The sequence below is a fragment of the Arthrobacter sp. MAHUQ-56 genome (assembly GCF_019710585.1).
Taxonomy (GTDB): domain Bacteria; phylum Actinomycetota; class Actinomycetes; order Actinomycetales; family Micrococcaceae; genus Arthrobacter.
The window spans coordinates 13,796-40,786 of the sequence record NZ_JAIFZQ010000008.1 but is presented as its reverse complement, the minus strand read 5'-3'; the positions used below and the strand labels follow the sequence as shown (position 1 = coordinate 40,786).

Below are 26,991 nucleotides of genomic sequence, written 5' to 3'. Positions count from 1 at the left end.
AGCCACCATGCCACATTTCGGACGCCGGCTCGCAGCCCTGACCGCCGCATTGACGGTGAGCGTGACCACCGGGGCCATCAGCCCGGCCTTTGCCGATGAACGGCAAACCGACAAGGAGCCCACCGCCACCGGCTACGGTGGCGCCGTCAGTACCGTGGACCCGGAAGCGTCAGCGGCAGCCATCGACGTCCTGCGCAAGGGCGGGAACGCCGTGGACGCTGCCGTCGCCGCCGCAGCCACCCTGGGGGTGACCGAGCCGTACTCCGCCGGCATCGGCGGGGGCGGCTACTTCGTCTACTACGACGCAAAGTCCCGGAAAGTCAGCACCATCGATGGCCGGGAGACGGCACCCGCGGGCATCCGGCACGATGCCTTCATCGATCCCGCCACGGGCAAGGCCTACAACTTCACGCCGGAACTGGTGACCAGCGGCGTCTCGGTGGGGGTTCCCGGGACACCCGCCACCTGGGAACGCGCCCTGGAGCGCTGGGGAAGCATCAGCCTCGGGGACGCCCTGAAACCCGCCATCAAGGTGGCCGACCGCGGCTTCGTGGTGGACGATACCTTCCGCAGCCAGACCAAGGACAACCAGGTCCGCTTTGAGGCATTCACTTCCACCAAGGACCTCTACCTCCCGGGCGGGCAGCTCCCGGAAGTGGGCTCGGTGTTCAAGAACCACGACCTGGCGAACACGTACCGCCTGCTGGCGCGTAAGGGCATGGACGCCTTCTACACGGGCCCGCTCGCCGACGAGATCGCCAAGACTGTCCAGGCGCCCCCGAAGTCCCCGGACACCAAACTCCCCGTTCCGGTGGGTTCCATGACGGCGAAGGACCTTGCCAACTACAAGGCCCTGGACCAGGCCCCCACCCACGTGAACTACCGCGGCTACGACGTCTACGGCATGGCACCCTCCAGCAGCGGCGGCACCACGGTGGGTGAGTCGCTGAACATCCTGGACGTGTTCGACCTGCCCGACCTGAAGAAGGACAAGCCTGCCGTCCTTCACCACTACCTCGAGGCCAGCGCCCTGGCCTTCGCGGACAGGGCCGCGTACGTTGGCGACCCCGCCTTCGTGAAAGTTCCCACCAAAGCACTGACGGATCCCATTTTCGGCAAGGAGCGTGCCTGCGGGCTCGATCCCGCGCACGCAGCGACGAAGCCGGTGGCGGCCGGTGACGTGAAGTCGTATGACGGCACCTGCCCCGTGGATCCCGCCGCGCTCCCGGACGAGAAGGACACAGAGAACATCTCCACCACCAACATGACCGTCTCGGACAAGTGGGGCAACGTGGTGGAGTACACGCTGACCATCGAGCAGACGGGCGGCTCCGGCATTGTTGTTCCCGGCCGCGGGTTCCTGCTCAACAACGAGCTGACCGACTTTTCCACCGTCTACAGCGCAACCGATCCCAACCGGATCGAGCCCGGCAAGCGCCCGCGTTCGTCCATGTCCCCGACGATCCTGCTGAAGGACGACAAGCCGTTCCTGGCGCTGGGTTCCCCGGGCGGTTCCACCATCATCACCACCGTCCTGCAGACGCTGGTGAACCGCATTGACCTGGGCATGAGCATCCCGGACGCCATCGCTGCACCCCGCGCAGCACAGCGGAACACCGCGAAGGTCACTGCCGAACCGGCCTTCATTGACAAGTACGGGGCCGCACTGACCTCCCGCTTCGGCCACGAGTTCACCCCGTCGGGCGACTCGTTCTCATCCGCCTCGGAGATTGGGGCGGCAACGGCCATCGAGTTCCTGAAGGATGGACAGGTCCTGGCGGCCGCGGAACCGGTCAGGCGCGGCGGCGGATCGGCCATGGTGGTGAAGCCGGCAAAGTGACCGGAGAAGACCACCGTTAAACCCCGACGGCGGCACCTGGGCTGGTTTGTTCCAGAACCCAGGTGCCGCCGTCGGACGTTTAAGGCAGTTACTTCTTGAAGGTCTCAGCCGGCGCGTTGGCGACCACGGGGGACATTCCGGTGAAGCCTTCGCGGGTTTCGGCAATTTCGCGGATGTGGGTCCGGCAGGCGTACCAGCCGGCCACCATCAGGACCGACGCGATGGCCGTCACGAGCATGGTGAGCGGTGAATCGATGAAGACCATGACCAGCACGCCGATGAGGAAGAGCAGGGAGAGGTAGCCGGTGTAGGGGGCGCCGAACATGCGGAACGAGGGGCGCTCCACCCAGCCCTTGTCTGCCCAGCGCTTGAGCTGGATCTGGCACAGCACGATCGTGGCCCAGGTCATGATGATGCCGACGGAGGCGATGTTCAGGACGATTTCGAACGCCTCGGCGGGGACGAGGTAGTTCAGCGGGACGCCCAGGAGGGACACCACGGCGGTGATGGCGATGCCGCCGTAGGGGACGCCTGCCTTGTTCATGCGGGAGGCGAACTTGGGGGCCGAGCCGTTGACGGACATTGAGCGCAGGATCCGGCCCGTGGAGTAGAGCCCGGCGTTCAGGGAGGACAGGGCGGCGGTGAGGACCACGAGGTTCATGATGACGTCCACGCCCTGGACGCCGATGGAGCCGAAGAACGTCACGAAGGGGCTGACGCCCTTCTGGTAGGACGTGAACGGCAGCAGCAGGGCGAGCAGGATCACGGAGCCGACGTAGAACACGGCGATGCGGAAGACCACGGAGTTGATGGCCTTGGGCATGATCTTTTCGGGGTTTTCGGTTTCGCCGGCGGCGGTGCCGACGAGTTCGATGGAGGCGTAGGCGAACAGGACGCCCTGCATGAGGATGATCATGGGCAGCAGGCCGTTGGGGAAGATGCCGCCGTTATCGGACAGGAGGCTGATGCCGAGCTGCTGGCCGTCCACGGGGGTGCCGAAGATGACGAAGTAGGTGCCGATGATGAGGAAGGCGACCAGGGCGGCGACCTTGATCAGGGCGAACCAGAATTCCATTTCGCCGAAGACCTTCACGGACACCAGGTTCAGGGCAAGGACGACGACGAGGGCGGTCAGTGCCCAGGCCCACTGCGGGACGTCGGCCATCCAGGGGATGTAGTTGCCGAAGAAGTGCATGTAGAGGGCGGCGGCGGTGATGTCCACGATGGTGGTGGTGGCCCAGTTGATCCAGTAGAACCAGCCGGAGACGAACGCTGCCTTCTCGCCGAAGAATTCGCGGGCGTAGGAGACGAACGAGCCCGAGGAGGGCCGGTGCAGGACCAGTTCGCCCAGGGCGCGCAGGATCAGGAACGCGAAGAACCCGCACACCGCGTACGCGATGACCAGGGACGGGCCCGCCGCATTGAGCCGGCCGCCGGCGCCCAGGAACAGGCCGGTACCGATAGCGCCGCCGATCGCGATCATCTGGATCTGCCGGGGCTTGAGGTTCTTGTGGTAGCCCTTGTCCTCGGCGTGCAGGGAGGTCTCGGACGCGTGCGCGTGACCACCGTCAATCACGTGGTCTGGAAGGGAAGTGTTTGTCATTGGGGAGTGTCCTTACAAACGGGGGGGTGGTGGTGGGTGGGCCCACGCCTGCCGGGTTCCCTGGCCGAGCTTGCGAGGCGAGGGAGCAGGTGGGGACTACTTGCTGAGGTTGGCCAGGCGTTCGGGGCTCAGGAGTTCCTGGAGCTGGGCATCGGTGAGGAGCCCGTGTTCCAGGACCAGTTCCGCCACGCCCTTGCCGGTGGCAAGTGCTTCCTGCGCGATGGCAGTGGCGGTGGCGTAGCCGAGGTGGGGATTCAGTGCGGTCACCAGGCCGATGGACTGCTCCACGGTGCGGCGCAGGTGTTCTGTGTTGGCGGTGATTCCCCGGATGCAGCGGGCCGTGAGGGTGCGGCAGGCTGCCTCCAGATGGGAGATGCTCTTGTGGAGGCTGTGGACGATGATCGGTTCGAAGGCGTTGAGCTGCAGCTGGCCCGCTTCGGCGGCCATGGTGATGGTGACGTCGTTGCCGATGACTTCGTAGGCCACCTGGGAGACCACTTCCGGGATCACCGGGTTGATCTTGCCGGGCATGATGGAGGACCCGGACTGGACAGCGGGCAGGTTGATTTCGCCGAAGCCGGCGCGGGGCCCTGAGGAGAGCAGGCGGAGGTCGTTGCAGATCTTGGACAGTTTGACCGCAACGCGCTTCAGCACGCCGGACAGGTGCACGAACGCTCCAACGTCCTGGGTGGCTTCGATGAGGTCGACGGCGGTCACGAGGGGCAGCCCCGTGACCTCCGCCAGGTGCCGGCAGGCTGTTTCGGCGTAGCCGGCCGGGGCGTTCAGTCCAGTGCCGATTGCTGTGGCGCCGAGGTTGATCTCGTGGATCAGCAGCTCTGCCTCCGCCAGGCGGAGCCGGTCCTCGCCGATGGTGACGGCGTAGCTGCCGAACTCCTGGCCCAGGGTCATGGGGACGGCGTCCTGCAGCTGGGTGCGGCCCATCTTCACCACGGTGCGGAATTCCATGGCCTTGGCAGCGCAGGCGTCCTCGAGTTCTTCGAGGGCTGCGAGTAGTTCCCGGGCGGCGAAGATGGTGCCCAGCTTGACTGCGGTGGGGTACACGTCGTTGGTGGACTGGCTGAGGTTGACGTGGTCGTTGGGGTGCAGCCGGGCGTAGTCGCCCTTGGGGTGGCCCAGGATTTCCAGCGCACGGTTGGCGATGACCTCGTTGGCGTTCATGTTCGACGACGTCCCGGCGCCGCCCTGGACGACGTCCACCACGAACTGGTCGGCCAGGCGGCCGGCGAGCACGTCGTGGCATGCCTGTTCGATGGCATCGGCGCGCTCGGCGTCCAGCAGGCCGAGCTCGCGGTTGGTGCGGGCGGCGGCCAGCTTCACGGCGGCAAGGCCCCGGACCAGGTGCATGTTGGAGGACAGTTTTTGTCCTGTAATGGGGAAGTTCTCCACGGCGCGGAGGGTGTGCACGCCCCAGTAGGCGTGCGCCGGTACGTCGCGGTCCCCGAGCAGGTCGTGCTCGGAGCGGACCTGTGCGGGTACAGCTGTTTCGATGGTGGTCATGGTGTCCTTACAGGGCTTCGTTGACGGGTGCGGACAGGGTGTTGTGGTTCAGGAAGTCGGTGGCCTGCAACCGGCCCACCTCGTGGCCCCCGCCCAGCACGGGGGCGGTGGCGATGCCGGCCAGTTCGTCTGTCTCCTGGCCGAGGGCTTCGAGCATGCGCACGGTGGCCGGCATCCGGGCGCGGTCGCCGCCGTCGGAAATCTTCACGGCCACGGCGCTGCCGTCGGCCAGGCCCACCAGCTGGACGCCTTCGAAGCCGTCTTTGGCCACGGAGCCGGGCAGCAGGCGCATCAGGTCGGTGACGTCGCGGCCCTCGCCGGCCACCATCTCAGGGTGCCGCTGCATGGCAAGGCCGACGGCGGCTTCCGGGCTGGTCGAAGCAATGGCGCCGTCGTCCTTTCCAGCGGAGGCGGCCGCGTGGGCGAGCCGGCCGAACGCGCGGGCCATGCCGTGCAGGGTCAGCGCGAACAGGGGCGTGCCGCAGCCGTCGGTGCTCAGGGCTGCGGGCTGTTCGCCGGTCAGCTCGGTGACGGTGCGGGCCACGAGCTGCTGCAGCGGGTGTGTGGGGTGCAGGTAGCCCTGCACGGGCCAACCGTTGATGGCGCAGGTGGCCACCATGGCGGCGTGCTTGCCGGAGCAGTTCTGGGTGATTTGCGTTGCGCTGCCGCCGCTGCGCAGCCAGTCCTCGCGCTCTTCGACACCATAGGGGAGGTCGGTGCTGTTGCCGAGGTCTGAGGCGGCGAGCCCGTGCAGTTCGAGGATGCGCAGTGCGCCGTCGCGGTGCGCCGCGGCGCCGGAGTGGCTGGCGGCGGCGAGGGCCAGGAGGTCGGCGGGGAGCTTCAGTCCGGCGCGGACCATGGCGACGGCCTGCAACGGCTTCAGCGAAGAGCGGGGGTAGAAAGCCGCCTGCGGATCGCCGGCTGCGGCAGCTGCTGTGCCGTCAGGGCCGAGGGCGATGGCAGAACCGTAGTGGACGCTCTCCACTAGGCCGTCGCGGACGGCGGCCACCAGGGGTGTGTGCTGCGGCAGGGCCAATACGGCCGGATCAGCAGTGGAGGCAGCGGAAAACGCAGGGGAGGGCATGGCGTCCTTGGGAAGTTGGATGGCTGGGTCTTGCGTGCGGTCAGTTGTTGAGGATGGAGTCCAAGGCAACGCCCACGGCTTCCAGGTGCCGGGCCATGGCGGCGCGGGCGTCCGCCGCGGAACCGGCCTCGATGGCGGCAAGGATTTCCTGGTGTTCCACATCCGAGGCGTGCTGTCGGTCCGCCACCATGTTCAGCGTCTCGGACTGGTGGGCCAGGGCATCACGGATGTCCGCCACAACGCTGGCGAAGACCTTGTTGCCGCTGGCGCGGGCAATCGTGGCGTGGAAGGTCGAATCCATGGCAACCCATGATTCAGGGTCGGTTTCGGTGGACATGGCAGCCACGACGTCGCGGAGGGTTTCCAGTTCCTCCGGGGTGCGCCGTTGCGCGGCAAGCCCGGCGGCGGGCACCTCGATGTGTGGCCGGGCCTCGGTGAGGTCGCGCGCCGAGTACTGTCCCAGGGTCAGGTCGTTGGCCACCTTGCTGGCGACCACAAAAGTTCCCCTGCCCGTCCTGGTGACGGTCAGTCCCAACGCAGTGCAGGAGCGCAGGGCTTCACGGATCACCGAGCGGCTCACGCCGTACTCCTGCGAGAGGACGGCCTCGGAGCTGAGTTTGCTGCCGACCGGGATGACGCCCGACTCGATGTCTGTCCGGATAGCGTTGAAAACCGCCTCGGCGGCACTCAGCCGGGCGAGGGGGCGGGCTGCAGGCTGTCCTGCTGTCCGGCTGTCTGACAGGTTCACGCCTTAAATATGGCACCGGTCACAGTCTGTGTCAAGCTTCCTATCTCTCCGGCCGGCTGGCCGCACCCCGGCGTTGCCGCCGCCGGCGGGAACGGAAGTGCCAGGCGATAAGTCCGGCCACCGCCAGCACGGCAACTGCGACGGCGATGTCCCGGCCTGCTGCCTGGGCAACGGCTTCATAGGAGTTGCCCGCCAAAAAGCCCAGCAGGACAAAGCCGGCACCCCAGGCCAGGCCGCCTGCCGCGTCGAAGGCGAGGAACCGTCCGTAGGGCATGCGCGACGTGCCGGCCAGCGCGGGCATGACGGCGCGGAAGAACGCTGTGAAGCGGCCCAGGAAGACGGCCGAGCCTCCCTTGCGGCGCAGGAAGTCCTGCGCATTTTCCAGCCGTTCCTGGTGGCGGGCCAGTGGCCGGGAGGTGATGATGCGCTGGCCCAGGTGTTTTCCCACCTCGTATCCGGCGCTGTCCCCCACGATGGCTGCCGTGACCACCAGGCCCATCATGGGAAAGAGTTGCACTTCGCCACGGCTGGCCACCACGCCGCCCAGCACGGCTGCCGTTTCGCCCGGGATGACGAAGCCGACAAACAAGGCGTCTTCGGCGAACACCAGGCAGAAGACGGCGATGTAGGCCACCAGGGGGCTGACGTTCAGGAGGCCATCGATGAAGGCCGTCATGGCAGCAAGTTTAAGCCTGCGGCGCCGGGACGGGCCCAAGCTTTGCCAGGAACGGGATCCGGCCGAGCATGGCCAGGCCGAACCGGTTCCAGAGGCCGGTAACGAACGCCGCTCCGGTTGCCGCCGTAAGGAAGGACGCCACGACGTCGGTGGGGTAGTGCACGCCCAGGTAGATGCGGGAGAGAGCCACCGCCACCACAAGGAGCACACCCAGGACGACGGCGGTGCGCTGCCACCGGGTGCCGCGCGCCAGCAGGAAGATGGCGATGGCGAGGGCCGCCGCCAGGGCTGTGTGGCCACTGGGGAAGCTGTCCGTGCCGGGCTCGGGGATCAGCGGGTTGAACAGGGCAGTGGAATCTGGCCTGTGCCGCGCCACCACTACCTTGAAAAGCTCACTGCTGACCCAGCCCCCGGCCGCCACCATTCCTGTGGCCACCGCGTTCACGGGGCTTCGCCGCACCAGCAGCAGGTACAGGCAGAGGGCCGCGATCATCACCACGCCCCCGGGCGGGCTGAAAACCACGTTGATGAAGAGGGCAATGCCGGTCAGGGGCGGAGTGTGGTCATGGCTCAGCTCGGCATCGACGGCCATGTCGGAGGCGGTCAGGGCCGGGATGAACCGCAGCGCCAAACCGGCGGCGGCGATCAGGACGGCGGCCAGCAGGGGTACCGCGATCCAGTGCCGGAGCTGCGGCAGGGCGGCCATCCGGACCTCAGGAACTTCCGGGCCGGGCGGTGCATCAGGATGGGGTCTTGGGGAGGGCATGGTGTGGTTCTTTCGGGGTACGGGTACTCCCTTGAGTATGGGCCTGTCTGCCTGAAAGGAACCTGTGAGGCGGCTGGGGCGGGCCCGATTTGACGAGGCAGTCTTTCCTGTGACCCGGCACGTTCGTGCCGAATGGCGTGCTTTACTGCGGGTTCCATCGGCGGTACGGTTATTGAGCGGGATAATCGGCACGTTCGTGCCTATAGGCGGGTGGTATTGACGGATATGGACGAGTTGCCGAAGCGGCTGGCAGCAGAAGTTCGGGCGCGGCGGGCATCCTTGCGCCTCACCCAGCGCGACCTTGCGGACATGGCAGGGGTGTCTGAGCGCTTCGTGCGGTTCGTCGAGCAGGGCAAGCCCAGCATCCAGCTCGACTCGCTCGTGGCGGTGCTGGGAACCCTGGGCCTTGAGCTGCAGGTCACCGGCCGCGCCAGCCAGGCCTCCCGCGTTGCACAGCCGCCGGGCGGCCAGGACGGAGCCGGCTCGTGAGGCACCGGGTTGCGGACATTTACAAGGCCGGCGTTTTGGCCGCGCGGCTGGAGCGGCACGACGGCGGCACGAAGTTCACTTACCTGCCGTCGTACCTCGCTGCGAATGGGCCTGCCGTCGCAAGCTCCCTGCCGCTGACAGGCGAGCCTGTCTTCTCTGCCTCGGGGGCAGCCCCGCCCTACTTCACCGGGCTGCTGCCGGAAGGCCGCCGCCTGAACGCGCTGCGGCGCTCCATCAAGACCAGCGCCGACGACGACCTGTCCCTGCTCATCGCAGCAGGCGCGAATCCTGTGGGTGACGTGCAGATCGTGGGACACGGGGAGCCGCTGGAGTCGGACGAGCATGCAGTGGAACTGGACCCGAAACAGCCCGTTGATTTCGACCAGCTTCTGGGTGACCCGGACCTGATTGACCCGGTGGCACTGGCAGGGGTGCAGGACAAATTGTCCGCGGGAATGATTTCGGTACCCGTTGCCCGCGCAGGGCGGCGGTACATCCTTAAACTCAATGCCCCCGAATTTCCGCACGTGGTGGAGAACGAACTGGTGATGTTCCGTTACGCGGCCAAACTGCGGATCCCGTTAAGCCGGGTGGAGCTTATCCGGGACATAGGCGGGCGGCCGGGCCTGCTGGTGGAGCGCTTCGACAGGGTTCCGTTGCCCGGCGGGGGAGCGGACGAGGTTCAGCGTTTGGCTGTCGAAGACGCCGCCCAAGTACTCAAGCTCTACCCGGCGGACAAGTACAACGTGGGCTACGGACAGGTCTGCCATGCTTTGGCTGATCACTGTGCCGCGCCGCTGCCGGCCCTGCGGAACCTCGCCATCCAGGTGGCCTTTGCGTGGTTGAGCGGCAACGGCGACCTCCACGCCAAGAACCTGTCCATGGTGCAGCAGCCGCATGGGGAATGGACCGTCGCGCCGGTGTACGACATCCCTTCCACCGTCGTTTACGGCGACAAGACGCTGGCGCTGACCCTTGACGGCAAACGGACGGGCATCTCTCGCCGCCACTTCCTGGGCTGGGCGGCGGGGCTGGGACTTCCGGCGCGCGCCGCAGCGAAGGTGGCCGAGCTGGCCCTGGCGGCGTCGGGGCCGTTGCTTGCCGACCTTCAGGCAGGGACGGCCTTCGCCGTCGCAACTGGCGCCAAAGGGAACCACGACGGCGGCTCACCGTTCCCGGAGATGGTCACCAGGGCATGGGCCAAAGAGCTGAAGCACCGCCGACGGATGTTCGAGGGATAACACGCTGCTCCCGGCAGCTATGGCAGGAACGCAGCGCAGGCCATGGTTTACAGGTGCTGGATACCGGCGCGCTGCATGGCGTCCCGGTAGACCTCCACGCTCTTAGCGAGGAGCTCTTCCTGTTTGGCCTCGGAGACGGCAAACGCCCTGCCACCCAGTGCGGTTGCCTTGTAGATCTTGATTCCCGCGTTCTTCAGCGACGAGTGGTACGTCTTTTCGAACAGTGTCAGGAAGGTGGACGCATCCGTGCCATGGGCGATGACCGCAGAGACACGGGCGTTGATTTTGAGGAACTGGCGGAAGGGACGGAGGCCGTCCGTCTTTTCCTGGACGCTTAGTGCCGACGGGCTGCCGCTTTCCCGGACCCAGGGGTATGCGTTCCACGGCATCACGTAGCGGGGGTCGAGTTCGGCCAGTTCGTAGATCTGGGTGGCGCGGCGGGCGGCTTCGTCGTCGTTGTTATGGGAGACGAATCCGGACTCGGTGCCCTTGCCGGGGCTCGGGTGGAGACTGATGATCCTGCACTCATCTTCGTCGTGGACGGGGTCGATATAGGGGACGGTGGAGCCGGGCTTCTTTTCCATCAGTTCATCGCAAAGCTGCGTCACTTTGGCAATGTTTGGTTCCTGTAGCAGGGCCTTTTTTTCGTCCCAATCAATCGTCACGATCTCTCCCTAAGCAGCGAGGCGTCCAGAATCAGGCGTCCGATGCCACTTTACGCTCCCCGGGGCAGGGGTGGGCAGGGGCAATATTAGGGGCGCCCCTAATCCCGCGGCGTTTAGCGCATCAGCGCTGGTGGGAGCGGTGTTCCTGGCGCGCGCCCTGCCGGATCCCGGGCTGGGGCGCGTTGGCGCGACTTTGTTCCTTGGGCATCGCAGGTGCGACGACGGCTTCGGGCAGTCGGCGGGACAGCCGCCGTGGTCGCTGGCAGGAGTGCAGGGCCCGGAAGGGGAGGTGCGGTTGACCCGTAGGTGTGTCCGGTGGGGGTGTTTGTGGTGACGGTGTGCCGCGGTTCGGGAACTGGTTGTGCAGTCCAGCCGGGGGTTTCCTTGGTGTGGTTGCAGGCTTCGCAGAGGCCCTGGCCGTTGGACGCAACAGTGGGGCCGCCTGCTTGCCAGGAGACGACGTGGTCGTGGTGCCGGATCGGTGCGTCGCAGTACGGGGTGCGGCAGGTGTCGTCCCGGATCAGGAGGAAGCGTTTCAACCCGGGTGGGAAGAGCCGGGCCTTCGAGTCCATCGCGACAAGTTCCCCGGTGGTGGGGGCGGTGTAGAGCCTGCGGACTCAGAGATTGAGGTCTTGAGTGCCGGTTTCCGGGTTGCCGGTGTCGCTCCCGCTGGTACCACTTGTGAGGGCGTCGTCTGTGCTGTTCTTGCCCGTGAGGGCGAGGTCGCGGGCGGCTGCTGCGGGGATGGTGCCGTAGCCGGGGAGCCTTGCGGGTTCGGCGTCTGCCTGCAGGAGGGTGCGGTCGGTCATGACGAGCTGGATCTCGACCCCGGTGATGCCGCCGGGGGTGCCGGTGACGCGTTCGACCAGGGTGTCGGCCATGACCTGCCCCCGGGACCGGTCATCGCCTGCCGAGCGGGCGGTGTCGGCGTCCCGGGCCAGGGCGGCGTAGGTGGCGACGGGCAGCAGGGCGGTGAGGTAGGTCATGGTGTCCGGGGCAGGGCGCAGGCTCACGCACCGCTCGCCCACAGCCCGGGCCGCACGCTTCGCCACAGAGGCGGGGTCCCGCCGGTAGGCCGCGGCAGGGACCGCGGCCACAACCGCTTTATCACTGGCGCCGTCGAGCGTTCCGGTCTCGGCGGCGAGCTCCTCATCAACCGCGGCGCGGTCCCCGGCCGACAGGCAGATGGTTTCCTTCACGACCAGCGTTGCCCGCCACTCATTCAACCGGCCGTTCCTGAACCCTTCGAACGTATGGGGCATCCCCGTGAGGGTTTTGCCAGGCCCAGCAGCCGCGAACCCTTCGCCGGCGACTCACGCCGCGCCAGAGCGATCTGCGCAGCCACCCCCGCATCCTGTTCCCCGGCAGGCACCCCCGCTGCAGCCTGCCCCCGCCGCTGATCGGCGTCGAAGGCCACGGCAAGCCCCGCCTGCCGGGCACCTGCCAGGCATTTCAGGTCCTCCAGCGCGCGCATCTGGTCCATCATTCCCGCGCCGTCAGCAGCCAAAGGAACACGAGCCAGCAGCTTCAGGACATCCCTAATGCAAGGGGCGGCGGGTGGGTTTGGAGTGGCACCAACAGCGGACAGTTCGGCGCATTGCACCGCCTGCTGCACTGCCACCGTCCCCAAAACCGCTTCCATAACCAAAAGTCTTCCAGCACCCTCTGACAATGGCAGCCACCCCCAACCCCTATGTGGAAAACGGCTCCGGCAAACACCCAAGGAAGACCGCAGGCCTCCAAAAGCCAGCCACCCGCCGTCGTACTTAACGATCCAGGGGCGGCATTGAAACCGTCAGCACCTAGACCGTGCCGCGGAGCCGCTCCATCTCGCGGCGATCCTTCTTGGTTGGCCGGCCGGTGCCCCGGTCGCGCTGGGGCAGCCCAAGTGCCGGGGCAAGGGGCCGTGGCGGCGTATGGTCCGTGAAGCAGTGGGACGCTGCCTCAGCCCCTACGCGCTTGGCAATGAGGCGCCTCACTTCGAGGATGCGCTCGTAGCCCGGCATGCGGACGGTTACAGTATCACCGGTTACCAGGGTCGCCGATGCCTTCGACGGGCTGCCGTTCAGGCGTACATGCCCGGCCCGGCACGCGGCGGTGGCGGCAGAACGGGTCTTGTAGGCGCGGATTGCCCACAACCAGGCATCGATTCGGACACTGGCTGGGGCGGTAGGAAGGCTCGTCATGATTGGCACCGAGTATAGCCCCGGCGCCGGATCAGCTGCCTTCGACCGTCACGTTCACGCGCTGCACCACGTTGTTGCCCATCCCTTGGTAATTCCAGTTCTGCTCGAGGGGCTGCGTGGCACCGGTGATGTCGGTGGCGCGGCAGGCGAGGACATGCTCGCCGGGCTCGGCAACCCACGGCAGTGTCCATTTCCGCCAGGCGTAGCCACCCGCCGGCTTGTCCAGTTGGGCGGGGAGCCAACTGCCGTCGATTCCCACCTCTACGGCCGTGACTGCACCTTCCCCGGACCACGCCCTGCCCTGCAGCAGCACCGGACCGGGGCGGAGAACCCGGCGCCGGGTGAAGAAGTCGGGGATTCCCGGCGGGACCATCAGCGAACGCACGCGGATCCGGGAAACCGGCCGCCCGGCGTCGTCCTCGGAGTCCTGGTAACGGTAGGCGACCTGCTGCTGGTAACCGGTGAACGGCGCCGTGACCACCTCAATGGATTCGAGCCACTTGACGCTGGCCATGCCGTACCACCCGGGGACAACCAGCCGCAGCGGGTATCCGTGCTGGGGCGGCAGTTCGCCCCCGTTCATCTCATAGGCAAGGACGACGTCGGGACGCAGCGCTTCCCGGATCGGCAGGCTCCGCGCGTACTTCTGGGCAACGCCGCCCTGCACCCCCGCGTCGGTCCCGGTAAAGACGACCTCCGTGGCATTGGGCAGCACCCCTGCTTTCCCCAGGAGGTAGGCCAGGGGAACGCCGGTCCAGTGGGCCGTCCCCACCGCCTCCAGCACCCAGGGCTGGCTAAGCGGCCTTGGGTCCAGGAGTGACCGGCCGTTTCCTGCGCATTCAAGGGTGACCGGGACAGTGATGGCCGGGTCCCTGCGAAGCGCGGCCATGCTCAGTTCCAGAGCACGCTCCACCGCACCATTGATCCGCAAATGCCAGGAGTCTCCGTCGATGTCCGGGATGTCGAAATGGGTCAGCACATAGTGGAGACCCGGCGGCGTCACGTCCCGCCGGAGCGCCTCCAGCGGCATGGAATGGTTGCGCGCCGAGAGCTGTAGTTCCTCCGGCGTGATGCCCGCCGCTCCCGCCGCCGGAGTGGTGCCGGCGGCGGGACTTTGGGGTGCCGGTGGAGTGGCCGGCGTGCTGCTGACGGTGGGGTGCTGATCGGTGTAGGACATGGCGCTGCGATTCTGGTCTGTGGATGGGGATAGTGCCCTGCCACAGGTTTACGCCTGGCCCTGCAGACCCGTCAACGCCTCATCTATCCCCGGACCTTGTCAGCCTGCCGGCGGGGCTGCGGGCGGTTCGTAGCCCTGTGGATAGTTGTAACCGGACGGGGAGGAACCCGGGTTGGCGTTGCCCGGCGCCTGTCCGTACGGGTACTGCGGTGCACCGCTGGCGTAGCTTGGCGCGCCGGAGGACGGGCCGCCCTGCAGCCGGACCAGTTCCGCCGTGTTTTCAGCCGTCCGGATCCCGGCGATCAGCGATTCGAGGCCAATCCGCGCCAGCGCCAGGTAGATCAGGACAAACAGCGGCCCTATGACCAACAGCACCAGGAACCCCATCACGGGCTGCCTCGAGGCAAAGGCGGCGATGACGAAGACAAGGTAGGTGACAGCCAGGCCGATCATGATCAGGATGTAGACGATCTTGGCGATCGACGGCGACACGAACCTGGTAAATGAAAGGTCGAAAAGGTTTTTCATGGTCCCCCAATATTTATGCCCGCCCATGACGGGCCGGATGATGACGAAGCCAGCGTAGCAGCGGCCCCGGACATCACAGGTTCGCCGCTACAAAACGGGCCGTGTCAGGAACTCCGCCAGGCTGATGGGGTCGTCGCCCGTCAGTCCGTGCACGTCAGGGGATAGTCCGGCCATCTCGCCCGCGGCCATCGCCGTGTACGTGCTGACCCACGCATCCAGCTGCCACTGCGGAGCACCGTAGGAGGCCCGTGATGCATAGGCTTCCCCGACCGTTTCAGGGTGGTAGCTGACAGACCGCCCGGTCCCCGTAGTGAGGATCTCCGCAGCCCTTGCCAGGGTCAGTTCCTCGGGCCCGGTCAGGTTGTAGGTCTTCCCCTTATGCACGGCCGGGTCGCGCAGTACGGCGTGGGCGCAGCGGGCAACATCCTCCCGGGCCACTCCGGAGAACACGCCGTCCCCGGCCGGGCCCCGGATCACGCCGTCCTCTCCGGCCAGCAGCGGCAGGAAGTCGAGATAGAAATTGTCCCGGAGGAACGTGAAGTCCACCCCTGAAGCCTTGATGCGCTCCTCGGTGGCGTAGTGGTCACGGGCGAGGGTGAAGGTGGCGTCCGGTGCGGCGCCATAAAAGGACGTGTACACCACATGCTCCACGCCCGCTGCCGCGGCGGCGTCCACGAACGCATAGTGCTGCTGCAGTCGGTCCTCGGCTTCAGCAGCGGACACCATGAACAGGACCTCCACCCCGTCCAGCGCCTGGCGGGCGGCGGCCCCGTCCCCATAACTGCAGACAACTGCGGACGCCCCATCAAGTTCGGGGGCCCGGGCAGCGTCACGCACCAGCAGGCGCTGGGCGGAACCGGATGCGGCTACGTGCCGCGCCACCATCCCGCCCAGCCCGCCGGTGGATCCGGTGACGGCAAGTGCGGGCAGCGCCACTCAGGCTTCCCGGGTGGCCGGCGATTTGGTCTGGGCGGGGTCGCGCTCCGCCAGGGAACCGATGGCCTCGTCGATCCTCTTCAGGACCTCCGCTTCCAGCTTCACTCCGGCCGCGCCCACGCTGTCCGCGATCTGCTCCGGGCGGGACGCACCAATAATGGCCGACGCCACGTTGGGGTTCTGCAGCACCCAGGCGACGGCGAGCTGCGGCATGGAGAGCCCGGCTTCCTGCGCAATTGGTTTCAGTTCCTGCACGCCTGCCAGGACGTCGTCGCGCATCCAGCGTTCGATCATCTTGGCGCCACCCTTTTCATCAGTGGCGCGGCTGCCCTCGGGGGCTGGCTGGCCTGGCAGGTACTTGCCGCTGAGGACGCCCTGTGCCATGGGGGACCAGACGATCTGGGAGACGCCCAGCTCTTCCGACGCCGGCACCACTTCGGCTTCGATGACGCGCCAGAGCATGGAGTACTGGGGCTGATTGGAAATGAGCTGGAAGCCGAGTTCCTTCGACAGCTTGTGGCCTTCACGGAGCTGGTCCGCGGTCCATTCGCTGACACCAATGTAGAGGGCCTTGCCCTGCCGGACGATATCCGCGAAGGCCTGCATGGTCTCTTCCAGCGGCGTTTCGAAGTCGTACCTGTGGGCCTGGTAGAGGTCCACGTAGTCCGTCTGCAGCCGGCGCAGCGAACCGTTGATGGACTCCATGATGTGCTTGCGGGAAAGGCCAAGATCGTTCTTGCCCTTGGGCCCGGTGGGGCCGAACACCTTGGTGAAGATTTCCAGGGATTCGCGGCGCTCGCCCTTCAAGGCCTCGCCCAAAACCGTTTCCGCTGCCGTGTTGGCGTAGACGTCCGCCGTGTCGAACGTGCTGATCCCGGCGTCGAGGGCCGCCCGCACGCACTGGGTGGCAACGTCGTTTTCCACCTGCGAACCGTGGGTGAGCCAGTTGCCGAACGTGATTTCCGAGACTTTGAAGCCGCTGTTTCCGAGGTATCTGAATTCCATATGTTCACGCTAACCCAGATAGTTGCTCAGGGTAAGGGCTTTGTTCCGTTCCGTTCCTGTGCCTGCTCCTTGATCGCCTGCGGAGCGGAGAGCGAAACCAGCGAGCCAGTATCGAGCGGTGCGAGCGGGTGGGGCGGCTGCGGCTTCTTGAACGACCGGGGCAGTTCCTGAGGGGCCCGCTGGTTATGCAGCGCGGATTCGACCAAAGGGGCGACCTCCGCCACCTTCTCGGCAGGCACGGAAGGGTCCGGGAGGTCACGCACTGAAAGCTTGATTTCCGGTGCCGCGGCGCGCGCCCTCGAGATTGCGCGGGCGTCGGCATCGGCCACAGCCGAGGCCCAGTCCTCCGCGAGCACGGGGGGTTCACGGCGGGCGGCAAGCGTTGGGTGGCGTTCGACGGCGGTGCGGAGCGACCTTGCCAGCCGGTCCGGCTTCAACGCGGCAGCCCGTTTCCGGAACGGCCGCCGGGGTGTGGCAGGGCCGGCCCGGCTGCCCGCAGTGTCCCGGGACCGGCCCATGGGACGCCTGCCGAACAGGGCCATCAGCACGACGGCCGCCAAGCGGCCCAGTCCCGCCAGGACCAGGGTGACGACCCCCAGCAGGAAGAGGACGAAAAACATCATCAGTGCCAGGCCCACGGTGCCGAGGAAGGTCAGGTTGAGGACGAGAGTGTCCGGTTGCTCCACGTACTCTCTCCTCTCTCCCGTCATCCTGGACCCGCACCCGGCGCATCAGGCCGTGAGGCGAAGCTCCTTCTCCACCATACGGATTTTTGCTTCGTGGTGCCGCCCGCATGGCCCGGCCATGGGGGGTTGTAGCAAAGCTGTTACCGGATATGACAGCATCCGGGTATGACAACCATTGAAGGGCAGGACAACTGCGTGTGCCTGTCCGGGGAGCAGTACCAGGACTGCTGCGGACGGTTCCACTCAGGACAGTCGGAGGCGGCAACGGCGGAGCAGCTCATGCGCTCCCGCTACTCAGCGTTTGCCCTTCTTGACGAGGACTACCTGCTGCGCACCCATCATCCGGCGACAGCTCCCCGCGACCTCCAACTGGACCCGGAGATGGAGTGGCGGCGCCTGGACATCCTGTCCACCAGCGGGGGTGGTCCCTTCGACACAGAGGGAACGGTCGAGTTCAAGGCCCACTACCGGCACGGGAGGGAGCGCGGGTTCCTCCATGAGGCCAGCAGGTTTGTCCGGGACCGCGGCCGCTGGCTGTATGTGGACGGCGACGTCCGGGCCTGACTACTTATCGTCGTCGTAGTATTCGCTGTCCGGTGTGAAGCCCGCACGGTCCACCTTGCGGTGGAACCGCATGCCCGCCAGGCCGCCCAACACCGCGCCGACCAGGGCCACCGCGGCAACCACGACGGCGGCGATGATGCTGGTGGTGGTCAACTGCCCCTCGTTGATGGGGATGCGCGGGAAGCTGTTCAGGCTCGCCAGGACGTTGAACTGCTGGCCGGCCACCGTGCCAAGCACGGCGATCAGGATCGCCGCGATGAGTGCCCAGATCCACACCATCAGGCCCTGTTTGGCACCGTTGAACCGTGCCATCCGCCCCGCCACGTAGCCGCCGCAGTAGTAGGACAGGAACAGGATCACCAGCAGGACGATGATGCCAACCAGCCCCACCGTTCCAGTATTCTGGGCGGCCTGGTTCACGGCCTCGTTGACGTCCGTGTTGCTGGCAAGGCCCACTGCCATTCCGGCTGCTGCCACCAACGCGGTCAGGAGCACTGCCATTCCGGTGGCGGTGAGCCAGCCGAAGAAGGCCGAGCCGGCCTTAATGCCGCCAAAGCGTTCCCTTTGGCGTGCGACGGCGGTTTCCCGGTCAGCCAGCCCCCGGTCCACGACGGGTGCCGCGGCGGTGGGGGCGGGTTCGTATGCCCGCTCGGCCGTTGGCTCGGGGTAGTAGTCGCCGCGGTCGCCTGAACGCGCGGGGGCCTGGTCGAACGAGCGGGTGGCGGCATCGTCCGCGTCCGCTGCACGGTTGCTTCCGCTCCGAGGGGTTTCGTCCTCCCGATGACGGCGGGGAGGCAGGTTCTCTGGGTCCGTTGAGCTGCTCATGTGAACCACTCAACCACCCGCGCGGGGCGATAGCAAGCGTGCTTACTATGTTGTGACCTGCGGTTTTACCGGTACTTCCGGTGCAGGTCCTCCTTCCTGGAGGGGGCCGGGGAAGCGTCCGCGATCCAGGGACCGGTGCCCTCGGACGGGTCCAGGACTCCCGCCTCCAGCCAGGTGTACTCCCCGGCGAGGACCTTGCGGGTCAACTCATGGTCGGCGTCGTCGGTGTTCCGCCACAGCCGGTCGAAGTATTCGTCCACGCGCACACGGGCCTGTTCGCAGTAGGCCTCAGCGAGCTCGTAGGCGCTGGCACCCTTTTCGGGGGCCGTCTTCAGGAGCATCTCCGCACGGACGCAGCAGGCAGTCATCGCGAAGAGCTCGGCGCCGATATCCACCACGCGGCCCAGGAAGGCCTGTTTCCGTTCCAGCTTCGCCTGCCACCTGCCCATGCCATAGAAGGTCTGCCGTGCCAGCCGCCGCGATGAGCGTTCGACAAAACGCAGGTGCTTGGCGAGCCTGCCGAATTCGTTGTAGGAGCGCGGGTCCATGCCTGCCCCCGCCACCAGCTTGGGCAGCCACTTGGCGTAAAAGCCGGAAGCGCCGACGGCGGCCTTCGCTTTGTCTGCCAGGCTGGCATCGAGGGACGCAAGGTCGCCCGCGGCGGCCAGGTGCGCATCAACGGCTTCCCGGGCAATCAGCAAGCGCATGATCTCCGATGACCCCTCGAAGATCCTGTTGATCCGCAGATCCCGCAGCTGCTGCTCCGCCGGCACCGCGCGCTCCCCGCGCGCCGCCAGCGATTCGGCCGTCTCGAAGCCGCGACCACCGCGGATCTGCACCAGCTCGTCCGCAATGAGGCAGCTGATCTCCGTGGCCCAGAGTTTGGCCAGTGCAGCTTCGATCCGGACGTCCTTCTGTCCCGCATCGGCAAGTTCGGCCGAGAGCTCGAAGACGGCGTCGAGTGCAAAGGCCGAGGCTGCGATGAAGGCGATCTTCTTGCCCACGGCTTCGTGTTGACCCACGGGCCGGCCCCACTGGGTGCGGGCGTTGGACCACTCGCGGGCAATCTTAAGGCTCCACCGGCCGGACGCCACGCAGAGGGCCGGCAAGGCAAGCCGGCCGGTGTTGAGGGTGGTGAGGGCGATCTTCAGGCCCTGCCCTTCGCGGCCCAGCCGGTTCGCGGCCGGGACCCGCACCTGGTGGAAGCGGGTCACGCCGTTTTCGATACCGCGCAGCCCCATGAAGGCATTCCGGTTCTCCACCGTGATGCCCGGGGAATCCATCTCCACCACGAACGCGCTGATGCCGCCCTTGTGCTTGGTTCCATCCGCGTCGGTGTGGGCGGGGACCAGGGCCATCACCACCACCAGTTCCGCGATCACCCCGTTGGTGGTCCAAAGCTTCACGCCGTCCAGAAGGTAAGCGTCGCCGTCGTCCGTGGGCGTTGCCGTGCTGCCCATCCGGGCGGGGTCGCTGCCCACGTCCGGTTCGGTGAGGAGGAACGCGGTGACAGCACCGGCGGCGCAGCGGGGGAGGTATTCGCGCTTCTGCGCCGGCGTGCCGAAGACCTTGACCGGTTCGGGGACGCCGATGGACTGGTGGGCGGAGATGAGTGCGCCGAGGCTGGGGTGGACGCTGCCGAGCAGTGCCAGTGCACGGCCGTAGTACACCAGGGACAAACCCAGGCCGCCGTATTCTTCGGGGATCTTCATGCCGAACACCCCGAGGTCGGCGAGGCCCTTGATGTACGCGTCCGGGATCTGTGCCGCGCGCTCGATGACGCTCCCGTCCATCGTGCGGGCGTACTCGGTGAGGCGGGCCATGAACTTCTCGCCCCGCTCCACGGACAGGGGGTCGGCCGCAGGCCAGGGGTGGACCAGGCCGAGGTCGAAGCTGCCAAGGTAAAGGCCCTTGGCGAAGCTCGGCCGGTCCCAGCCGGACTCCCGGGCCGCTTCGGCGACGGCCCGCGCGTCCTCGGCGGTGGCAGCCGCGCCGATGTTGCCGGCAGGAACGGGGATTTCTTCAGCCGGGGCGTCTTTGGCCTGGCTGTCAGTCACGGAGCTCATGGGTTATCTCCTTGGCCGGATTGGCCGGTGTAGCCATGGATCCGCCGGGTTGGAGAACCCTTCAGCTGTCCCTCAAGATTACCCGCGGGTAGGTTCCGGTGCTAGGGGATGGCTGGGGCTGGAAATCGCCGGAGCGGTCCACCGACGCAGCCCGGCGGACCAGCCTCTCCCAGCCGGCATTGATGCCGTGGACCACCGCGAGGAGCGTATTGGCTATGGCCATCCAGGTCAGCTTGCCGGCACCCAGCAGGACCAGGGCAACCAGCCCGGCCACGAGGACGAACGCGGCCAGGACTGCCGCGATGGCCAATGTGCCGATAAAGACGAGCGTGGATGTTTCCACGGCGCTCAGATCAAACTGCATGAATCCCCCTGCTGCGACGTTGCTGTGGTGAATGACTGCTGTGTTGAAGATCAGTAGCAGAAGCGTAGGGGGACACTGACGCGCCCAGCCATAGCTGCCACGCGCGCGTGCGCCGGTTGATACGGGATCGAGATACTACCGCTTGGTAGGTCACGGGGCGGTCGCGGCGCCTGCGTTAACCTTGTAGTTGGCAGTTTGACGGTCCGTCCTTTGCCCGGACCCTGCCCAGCCCCCGTTACCAGCCCAAGGAGAGTGTGTGCCCCGCTCAGCCAGGTCGTCCGCTGACGCCATCAGCGCCCGGCTCCGGGACCTTGAACTCCTCACCAAGGGACCAGCGTGGGCTTTGACGCGTTCGGCGCCCTGGGTGATCGCGGTGCTGCAGGCATCCTTCACCCGCACCCGGCCTCAGTTGCCGCTTGAGGAATTCCACGCCGACGTCGATTCCTTCCTTGAGGAGCTCCGTCGCCAGGACCCGGGGCTGGGAGGCGGGGCGAACGGAAAGTCGTTCGGCGACGAGTGGACCCGCCGCCAGTTCCTGACGCGCCGGAACCAGTCGGGCCAGATTGTCTACGAGGTCACGGAGCCGGCCGCGCGGGTGCTCGCGTTCCTGGACAGCCTCTCGAGCGAGCGGTCCACCCTGAACGGTTCCCGGCTGGGCACGCTCCTGGGTGACGTGGAGAAGCTCGCCAACGAAACCAACCCGGACCAGAGCGCCCGCCTCGAGGCCCTGGAAGAGGAGATCGAAGAGCGGCAGCAGCTGATCGAGGACATCAGCAGCGGCGAGTTCGACGGCCTGCTCGACGACGACGAAGCAGTGGAAGCCGCCGGAAACATCCTCGACCTCGCCGCCAGCCTCCCCGCCGACTACAAGAAGATGCGTGACCGGATCGAGGAACTGGTGGGCGAACTCCGCAACCAGATCATCGAGGAATCACTGACCAAGGGCGCCACGATGGCCCAGGTGCTGGAAGCTGACAAGCGGCTCCGGCAAAGCCCGGAGGGCAGGACGTTCCGGTCCTTCACCGCCTTCCTGGAGGACCCGCAGCAGCAGCTGAGATTCCGGTCCGCCATCGGCGAGGTCCTCAGCCGGCAGTTCGCCGATGACCTGTCGCCCGAAGACCGCGAAACACTGAAGAACCTGGTGGCTGAGCTCCGGCAGCAGCACAGCCAGATCCAGCGCATCTACGGCAAGCTCAGCGAGAGCCTCAACACTTACGTCCAGAGCGACGACTTCCGCCAGTCAGTCCGGCTCCGGCAGGTCCTGCGGGAAGCCGAGCAGGCCATCCGGTCCCTCCCGTACGAGCGCGAACGCCCGGGCCTGGTTCCCGGTCCGGTGCTGTTCAACGCGGGGTTCGAGTCGCTGTCCATGGTCAAGCTCTTCGATCCGGACGAGTTCGCGGCGCCGCCCCGGCTGGCGGACCCCATCGCGTTCACCGACTCCGACCGTGTGCGCTCGCCGCGGACGGGCAAGGCGCGGCCCGACGTGGTCCGCGCGGCCCTGGCCGGGGCTGCCACCCTTGCGGACGCCTGGCAGCAGGTGCCGCCGGAAGAGCAGCACATCAACACCATCCGCGCCCTCCTGTCGGAGGCCCTGCACGCCGGGGCCGAATTCAACCGCAGTGACTTTGCGGGCCTGGACTTTGAACAGATAGACGGCTCCATCCGCAGGGCCTACCTGCCGGTGGTCACGCTCGCAAAGGATTCCGATGACTGAAGAGATGACGACGACGGCCGGCGCGCCGGACCAGCCGGACGTTGAGGCCAGCGAACCAAAGCCGGGCTCCATTGCGGGAGTAACCCCGCGGGACACGTTCGTCGACGGTGCCGCGCTGTTCCCCGGCGACACCGGGGTGCTGCCGATGAAGGTCCGGCAGGCGCTGGTGAAGCTCCTCAAGGGCCCCTACATCGACGGCGGCCGGGACGAGAAGCTCTGGACTGTGCTCTTGGACAACCAGGTGATCCTGCGCAGCCGCCTCTCGGAGCTGTTCCTTGCTTTGCAGCTGGACCATGAGCGGAAGATCGCCGTGCTTCGCCCGGTGGATCCGGACGTGATCGGCGGCAACATCCGGTCCAGCATCCTGCGCCAGCAGCGTGCCCTCAGCCGGGTGGAAACCATCGTGCTGCTGAGGCTCCGCCTTCTCCTGGACCGGCACGTCACTGCCCAGACCGATCCCACCATCACGCGCGAGGAAATCACGGAGCTGGTGGCCCACTACCAGCCCGCCGGGCAGCAGGACGCCCTCCGTGACTCGGACGTGGTGACCCGGGCCATCACCAAGCTCCTGGCCCGCCAGCTCCTGCTCCCCACGGGCCTGGACGACGTCTACACCATCTCCAACGCCCTGCCCCTGGCCCTGCCATTCGAAAACATCGGCGACATCCCGGCCCACATCGAGGCCCTGGTAGCCGCATCGGCAGACCAGTCAGGAACAGAGCCGTTGCTGGACCTGGAGTCCGAGACGGCAGTTGAACCTGCCGATGCCGGGGACGACAACGACGACACGGAGGGCGCCAAATGAGTATCCCGAGCATGCTTCCGCTGGGTGAGGTGGTAAACCCGGGACAGATGCGGCTTGCGCTGGTGCAGGTGGTCAACTGGGGAACGTTCCACGGGGCCCACACGATGCACGTGGACCGGAACGGGACGCTGCTGACGGGAAACTCGGGCGTGGGAAAGTCCACCCTGTTCGACGCGATGCTGCGGGTGTTCGACGCCCGGCCGCGGTCCAATGAGGCGGCTGCCCAGCGTTCAGGGGCCGTTGAGGACAAGCGGACCACGTTCACCTATATGCGCGGCAAGGTGGGGGACAAGGCCGTGGGCGAGGGCTCGGCCAGTGCGTTCCAGCGCCCCGGCGCAACCTGGTCCGCCGTCGCCCTGACGTTCGACAACGCCGCCGGGACCAGGGTGACGGTCTCGGCGCTGTTCGACCTGCCCAAGAACGGGACGGAGTCGAGCGTGGGCCGGTTCTACCTGATCGACAACGTGCCCCTGGACCTGGAGGCGGTCGAGGGGATCGCCGACAAGCGCTTCACCAAGGGAGCGCTGGAGACGATCTTCCCGCACGCCCAGGTGTTCGACGTCCACAAGGCGTTCGCCGAACGGTTCCGGCGCCTGCTGGGGATCAGCTCGGACCAGGCGCTGCCCCTGCTGCGCGTGATCCAGGCCGGCAAGGGCCTGGGCGGCAGCGTCAACACCTTCTTCCGTGACCAGGTCCTCGACGCCCCCGCCACACTGGCCGCCGCGGACGACGTGGTGGAGGAGTTCAGCAACCTGATGTCCATCCGCCAGCGGCTGGAAGACGTCCGGCAGCAGCGCGACCAGCTGGCCCCGGTGCCGGGCCTGAACCGGGAGTACGCGCAGTCGCTCCTGGATGCGAACCGGCTCCGGGAGCTGGTGGGCGAGGAGTTCGAGGCGTACAAGCAGAAGCTGGCCGTCACCGTGCACCAGAAGACGCTGGCGCGTTTCAAGGAGCTGGCGCAGGCGAAAGCCAAGGAACTTGGCGCCGAGCGCGCGGTCCGGGATGGCCTGGCCAAGGAGCTGCGGCAGCTGGAAACGGACTACAACAGCCAGGGCGGCAACGCGATCTCCGCGATCGAGCAATCGCTGGAGAACGCCCGGGTGGGGCTGAAGCTCCGCCGGCAGGTGGAGGAGGCGGCGCAGCAGGCACTGGCCGACGCCGGGCTGCAGCTTGAGTGGAGCGCCACGGGCTGGGAGCAGGCACACGAGCAGGCGGCGGCCCGGTCCGCCGAGCTGAAGGATGATTCGCAGGCCCTGCAGGAGCTGAGGTTCGAGGCGTTCGACGCCCACGCGAGCCGGAAACGGGAGCTGGCCGCGGCTGAGCAGGAACTCGTCTCGCTGAAGACGCGCAAGTCCCTGCTGCCGCCGTCGAGCATTGAAAACCGCGCCGCGATCGCCGCCGCTACCGGCATCCCCGAGGACCGCATGCCGTTCGCCGGCGAACTCATGGACCTCGCCGACGGGCAAGAACGGTGGCGCCCCGCCGCCGAGCGCGCACTCCGCAGCCTGGCCACCACCCTGCTGGTCCCGGGCGAGCACTTCGGCGCCGTCACCCGGTACCTCAACGGCCACAACGTCCGCGGCGCGCTGCGGGCAGTGGACGTCTCCCAGCCGCTCGCCGGCGGTGCGCTCGCCGTGGAGGACGTGCGCGACGGCGACCTGCTCACCAAACTGGACATCCTCGCCTCCGGTGCGGCTGCTGAGGCGGGCGAATGGGTGCGCGAACGGATCGCCCTGGACTTCGCGTACCCCTGTGTGGAGGACCCGGACGAGCTGGCCGCCCTGGACAAGGGCCTGAGCCTGGGCGGCGTCGTCAAGCGCAACCGGCACACCGTGGAGAAGGATGACCGGTTCACCAGCCGCCAGGACTACGTGCTGGGCTTCGACAACGCCGCCAAGCTGGAACTCGTGGCCGGCCAGGTGGAGGATCTCCGCCAGGAAGTGGCCAAGGCCGCCGAGCTGGCGCAGAGCCGCGAGGACTCACACCAGGGCATGAGCCGGCAGCTCGACGCGCTGCGGCGGATCGCGGAAGACGACCGTCCCTGGGAACAGGTGTCGGCAGCGGTTGCCGCGGACGAGCTCGCGCGGATCGAGCAGCGGCTCAAGGCCGCCCTTGCCGCGCAGGCGGACCTGGAGCCGCTGCGTGCCACCATCGAGGACGTCCGGCAGAAGCACCAGTCCAGCACCGAGTCCGCCGCCGTCCTGCAGAGCGAATACAAGGCTCTGGACCGGCAGTTGACGGCAGCGGACAGCCTGCTGGAAGCCGCACGGAACCGCCTGGCCCAGGCGCCGCCGTCGGACGCCACCGTCACCGCGTTGGAACCATACTTCGCGGAATTCGGCGACGTGACCGAAATGCACGAACTGGACAACCTCGCCCACCGGGTGCGGACCGCACTGCTGGGCGACCTGCACGCCGCCGAGTCCCGCGGCCAGGCCACCGCCGAGCGGCTCACCCGCATCTTCGAAGGCTTCGTGAGGGAGTGGGGCAGCGCCATCTCGGCGGACCACGGCACCAGCATCGGTGCCGCCAGCGAGTTCGAGGCCCGCTACCACGCGATCGTCAACGACGGCCTGCCCGCCCAGGAGGCAGAGTTCCGGCAGTTCTTCAACCAGCGCACGCACGAATCCTTCAGCACCCTGCTGCACCTGCTGGACGAGGAACGCCGCTCCATTACCAGCCGCATCCTTCCCCTGAACGGCATCCTGTCCCAGGTCAACTTCCACGAGGGCAGCTACCTGGAACTGGACATCAAGCAGACGCTGCCGCCCACGGCCAAACAGTTCAAGGACGCCATCCAGAACGCGCTGAAAGCCCGCCACACCCGCCCGGCCAAGGCGGACTCCGCCAAGTTGGATTCAGCGGGCAGGGACGACGACGCCGAACTCACCGCGCGCTACAAGTCCCTGGAAACCCTGGTCAAGCGACTCGGGTCCCAGGCCCCCGAGGACCGGCGCTGGCGGGCCGAGGTGCTCGACGTCCGCGGACACCTCTTCATCCAGTGCAAGGAGCACCGTGAAGTCGCAGGTTCCCGTGGCGGCAAGAAGACCGAGGTGTTCATGCACGCGGACACCGGCTCCATGTCCGGCGGCGAGCGGCAGCGGTTCACGGCGTTCATCATGGCCGCTGCGCTGAGCTACCAGCTGGGGATCGCCGAGCAGGGCTTCACCACCTACGGCACGGTGATGATGGATGAAGCCTTCGTGCTCGCGTCGGAGGAGTTCGCCGGTGCCGGCATCAAAGCGCTGCACGAATTCGGGTTCCAGCTGCTGCTGGCCGCGCCGGAAAACGTGATCGACCTGTCCCGGCACCTGGGCTCCGTCACAGAAATCCTCCGTGACCGCCGCACCAACCGCTCGGGCGTCCTTACGGCACCGGTGATCCGTCCCCGGACGGGCAGGGAGGGCGCGTGGCGTTCTGAGGCGAACCCGGTGGACATCGTCCTGCGCTGAAAGCCCTATAACAAATTGATGGATTTATCGCCCGGGATATGGCGGCCGGCTTT

General features: G+C 67.1%; 23 protein-coding genes and 1 pseudogene. 7 read left to right on the top strand and 17 right to left on the bottom strand.

The genetic code is table 11. From position 1 onward, the window contains the following. Window positions 1–7: 7 nt before the first annotated feature. Window positions 8–1,840, top strand: a complete 1,833-nt coding sequence (ggt, locus tag K4G53_RS04320) for a gamma-glutamyltransferase (RefSeq protein ID WP_221384273.1) — start codon at window positions 8–10, stop codon at window positions 1,838–1,840. Window positions 1,841–1,928: 88 nt separating this feature from the next. Here ggt and K4G53_RS04315 read toward each other — a convergent pair whose 3' ends face one another. The 6 genes from K4G53_RS04315 to K4G53_RS04290 all read right to left on the bottom strand — a co-directional run bounded on the left by K4G53_RS04315 (window position 1,929) and on the right by K4G53_RS04290 (window position 8,235). Continuing rightward, a complete protein-coding gene (locus tag K4G53_RS04315; RefSeq protein WP_221384272.1) occupies window positions 1,929–3,443 on the bottom strand; it encodes an amino acid permease in 1,515 nt (504 codons plus the stop codon). A gap of 96 nt (window positions 3,444–3,539) precedes the next feature. After that, a complete protein-coding gene (locus K4G53_RS04310) occupies window positions 3,540–4,961 on the bottom strand; it encodes an aspartate ammonia-lyase (RefSeq protein ID WP_221384271.1) in 1,422 nt (473 codons plus the stop codon). A gap of 7 nt (window positions 4,962–4,968) precedes the next feature. Then, a complete protein-coding gene (locus K4G53_RS04305) occupies window positions 4,969–6,045 on the bottom strand; it encodes an asparaginase (protein WP_221384270.1) in 1,077 nt (358 codons plus the stop codon). A gap of 40 nt (window positions 6,046–6,085) precedes the next feature. Further along, complete coding sequence (locus tag K4G53_RS04300) at window positions 6,086–6,793, bottom strand: FadR/GntR family transcriptional regulator (protein ID WP_221384269.1); 708 nt, start codon at window positions 6,791–6,793, stop codon at window positions 6,086–6,088. A gap of 40 nt (window positions 6,794–6,833) precedes the next feature. Beyond that, window positions 6,834–7,469, bottom strand: coding sequence for a DedA family protein (locus K4G53_RS04295; protein WP_221384268.1), 636 nt, complete (start codon window positions 7,467–7,469; stop codon window positions 6,834–6,836). Window positions 7,470–7,479: 10 nt separating this feature from the next. Further along, the gene (locus K4G53_RS04290) at window positions 7,480–8,235 is read right to left on the bottom strand and encodes a phosphatase PAP2 family protein (RefSeq protein ID WP_260323233.1); all 756 of its coding nucleotides are present in this window, start codon (window positions 8,233–8,235) and stop codon (window positions 7,480–7,482) included. A 225-nt stretch (window positions 8,236–8,460) separates the two neighbouring features. On the opposite strand from K4G53_RS04290, the gene K4G53_RS04285 reads away from it, so the two are divergent. Then, window positions 8,461–8,724 (top strand): helix-turn-helix transcriptional regulator, encoded by a 264-nt coding sequence (locus K4G53_RS04285; protein WP_221384730.1) that lies wholly within the window; start codon window positions 8,461–8,463, stop codon window positions 8,722–8,724. Next, window positions 8,721–9,965, top strand: coding sequence for a type II toxin-antitoxin system HipA family toxin (locus K4G53_RS04280; protein WP_221384267.1), 1,245 nt, complete (start codon window positions 8,721–8,723; stop codon window positions 9,963–9,965). The genes K4G53_RS04285 and K4G53_RS04280 overlap by 4 nt, the downstream gene beginning before the upstream one ends. Window positions 9,966–10,012: 47 nt before the next feature. On the opposite strand, the gene K4G53_RS04275 is transcribed toward K4G53_RS04280, so the two are convergent. The 8 genes and pseudogenes from K4G53_RS04275 to K4G53_RS04240 all read right to left on the bottom strand — a co-directional run bounded on the left by K4G53_RS04275 (window position 10,013) and on the right by K4G53_RS04240 (window position 17,148). Next, a complete protein-coding gene (locus tag K4G53_RS04275) occupies window positions 10,013–10,630 on the bottom strand; it encodes a uracil-DNA glycosylase (protein WP_221384266.1) in 618 nt (205 codons plus the stop codon). A gap of 113 nt (window positions 10,631–10,743) precedes the next feature. Beyond that, window positions 10,744–12,116, bottom strand: a pseudogene (locus tag K4G53_RS04270) (HNH endonuclease). A 316-nt stretch (window positions 12,117–12,432) separates the two neighbouring features. After that, window positions 12,433–12,816 carry an RNA-binding S4 domain-containing protein gene (locus K4G53_RS04265; protein ID WP_221384265.1) on the bottom strand — a complete coding sequence of 128 codons (384 nt, stop codon included), beginning with the start codon at window positions 12,814–12,816 and terminating at the stop codon, window positions 12,433–12,435. A 31-nt stretch (window positions 12,817–12,847) separates the two neighbouring features. Further along, window positions 12,848–13,993 (bottom strand): sulfite oxidase, encoded by a 1,146-nt coding sequence (locus K4G53_RS04260; RefSeq protein WP_221384264.1) that lies wholly within the window; start codon window positions 13,991–13,993, stop codon window positions 12,848–12,850. 99 nt (window positions 13,994–14,092) lie between these two features. Then, window positions 14,093–14,521, bottom strand: a complete 429-nt coding sequence (locus K4G53_RS04255) for a DUF4282 domain-containing protein (protein ID WP_221384263.1) — start codon at window positions 14,519–14,521, stop codon at window positions 14,093–14,095. Window positions 14,522–14,608: 87 nt separating this feature from the next. Continuing rightward, window positions 14,609–15,457: an SDR family oxidoreductase gene (locus K4G53_RS04250; RefSeq protein WP_308287819.1), complete on the bottom strand. Its 849-nt coding sequence runs from the start codon at window positions 15,455–15,457 to the stop codon at window positions 14,609–14,611. Continuing rightward, entirely contained in the window at window positions 15,458–16,462 is a 1,005-nt protein-coding gene (locus K4G53_RS04245; RefSeq protein WP_221384262.1) for an aldo/keto reductase family protein, read from the bottom strand. A gap of 26 nt (window positions 16,463–16,488) precedes the next feature. Next, on the bottom strand, window positions 16,489–17,148 hold the full coding sequence (locus K4G53_RS04240) for a hypothetical protein (RefSeq protein ID WP_221384261.1): 660 nt from the start codon (window positions 17,146–17,148) through the stop codon (window positions 16,489–16,491). A gap of 165 nt (window positions 17,149–17,313) precedes the next feature. Here K4G53_RS04240 and K4G53_RS04235 point away from each other — a divergent pair, with 165 nt between their 5' ends. Beyond that, the gene (locus tag K4G53_RS04235; protein WP_221384260.1) at window positions 17,314–17,712 is read left to right on the top strand and encodes a YchJ family protein; all 399 of its coding nucleotides are present in this window, start codon (window positions 17,314–17,316) and stop codon (window positions 17,710–17,712) included. Here the strand turns inward: K4G53_RS04235 and K4G53_RS04230 are convergent, their stop codons facing one another. The 3 genes from K4G53_RS04230 to K4G53_RS04220 all read right to left on the bottom strand — a co-directional run bounded on the left by K4G53_RS04230 (window position 17,713) and on the right by K4G53_RS04220 (window position 20,967). Continuing rightward, window positions 17,713–18,537: a TIGR04086 family membrane protein gene (locus K4G53_RS04230; protein ID WP_221384259.1), complete on the bottom strand. Its 825-nt coding sequence runs from the start codon at window positions 18,535–18,537 to the stop codon at window positions 17,713–17,715. 65 nt (window positions 18,538–18,602) lie between these two features. Then, on the bottom strand, window positions 18,603–20,603 hold the full coding sequence (locus K4G53_RS04225; protein WP_221384258.1) for an acyl-CoA dehydrogenase family protein: 2,001 nt from the start codon (window positions 20,601–20,603) through the stop codon (window positions 18,603–18,605). Between the two features lie 61 nt (window positions 20,604–20,664). Next, a complete protein-coding gene (locus tag K4G53_RS04220) occupies window positions 20,665–20,967 on the bottom strand; it encodes a hypothetical protein (protein ID WP_221384257.1) in 303 nt (100 codons plus the stop codon). A gap of 256 nt (window positions 20,968–21,223) precedes the next feature. Here K4G53_RS04220 and K4G53_RS04215 point away from each other — a divergent pair, with 256 nt between their 5' ends. From K4G53_RS04215 to K4G53_RS04205, 3 genes are read left to right on the top strand one after another with little or no spacing between them, the layout of a single operon-like run. Next, on the top strand, window positions 21,224–22,681 hold the full coding sequence (locus K4G53_RS04215; RefSeq protein WP_221384256.1) for a DUF3375 family protein: 1,458 nt from the start codon (window positions 21,224–21,226) through the stop codon (window positions 22,679–22,681). Beyond that, entirely contained in the window at window positions 22,674–23,486 is an 813-nt protein-coding gene (locus K4G53_RS04210) for a DUF4194 domain-containing protein (RefSeq protein ID WP_221384255.1), read from the top strand. The genes K4G53_RS04215 and K4G53_RS04210 overlap by 8 nt, the downstream gene beginning before the upstream one ends. Continuing rightward, window positions 23,483–26,938, top strand: a complete 3,456-nt coding sequence (locus K4G53_RS04205; RefSeq protein ID WP_221384254.1) for an ATP-binding protein — start codon at window positions 23,483–23,485, stop codon at window positions 26,936–26,938. The genes K4G53_RS04210 and K4G53_RS04205 overlap by 4 nt, the downstream gene beginning before the upstream one ends. Window positions 26,939–26,991 lie beyond the last annotated feature (53 nt).

Bases quoted from the DNA above. Each gene is read 5' to 3' on its own strand.
- ggt (WP_221384273.1), top strand. From the start codon at position 8: ATGCCACATTTCGGACGCCGGCTCGCAGCCCTGACCGCCGCATTGACG.
- K4G53_RS04315 (WP_221384272.1), bottom strand. From the start codon at position 3,443: ATGACAAACACTTCCCTTCCAGACCACGTGATTGACGGTGGTCACGCG.
- K4G53_RS04310 (WP_221384271.1), bottom strand. From the start codon at position 4,961: ATGACCACCATCGAAACAGCTGTACCCGCACAGGTCCGCTCCGAGCAC.
- K4G53_RS04305 (WP_221384270.1), bottom strand. From the start codon at position 6,045: ATGCCCTCCCCTGCGTTTTCCGCTGCCTCCACTGCTGATCCGGCCGTA.
- K4G53_RS04295 (WP_221384268.1), bottom strand. From the start codon at position 7,469: ATGACGGCCTTCATCGATGGCCTCCTGAACGTCAGCCCCCTGGTGGCC.
- K4G53_RS04290 (WP_260323233.1), bottom strand. From the start codon at position 8,235: ATGCCCTCCCCAAGACCCCATCCTGATGCACCGCCCGGCCCGGAAGTT.
- K4G53_RS04285 (WP_221384730.1), top strand. From the start codon at position 8,461: ATGGACGAGTTGCCGAAGCGGCTGGCAGCAGAAGTTCGGGCGCGGCGG.
- K4G53_RS04265 (WP_221384265.1), bottom strand. From the start codon at position 12,816: ATGACGAGCCTTCCTACCGCCCCAGCCAGTGTCCGAATCGATGCCTGG.
- K4G53_RS04260 (WP_221384264.1), bottom strand. From the start codon at position 13,993: ATGTCCTACACCGATCAGCACCCCACCGTCAGCAGCACGCCGGCCACT.
- K4G53_RS04255 (WP_221384263.1), bottom strand. From the start codon at position 14,521: ATGAAAAACCTTTTCGACCTTTCATTTACCAGGTTCGTGTCGCCGTCG.
- K4G53_RS04245 (WP_221384262.1), bottom strand. From the start codon at position 16,462: ATGGAATTCAGATACCTCGGAAACAGCGGCTTCAAAGTCTCGGAAATC.
- K4G53_RS04235 (WP_221384260.1), top strand. From the start codon at position 17,314: ATGACAACCATTGAAGGGCAGGACAACTGCGTGTGCCTGTCCGGGGAG.
- K4G53_RS04230 (WP_221384259.1), bottom strand. From the start codon at position 18,537: ATGAGCAGCTCAACGGACCCAGAGAACCTGCCTCCCCGCCGTCATCGG.
- K4G53_RS04225 (WP_221384258.1), bottom strand. From the start codon at position 20,603: ATGAGCTCCGTGACTGACAGCCAGGCCAAAGACGCCCCGGCTGAAGAA.
- K4G53_RS04220 (WP_221384257.1), bottom strand. From the start codon at position 20,967: ATGCAGTTTGATCTGAGCGCCGTGGAAACATCCACGCTCGTCTTTATC.
- K4G53_RS04210 (WP_221384255.1), top strand. From the start codon at position 22,674: ATGACTGAAGAGATGACGACGACGGCCGGCGCGCCGGACCAGCCGGAC.
- K4G53_RS04205 (WP_221384254.1), top strand. From the start codon at position 23,483: ATGAGTATCCCGAGCATGCTTCCGCTGGGTGAGGTGGTAAACCCGGGA.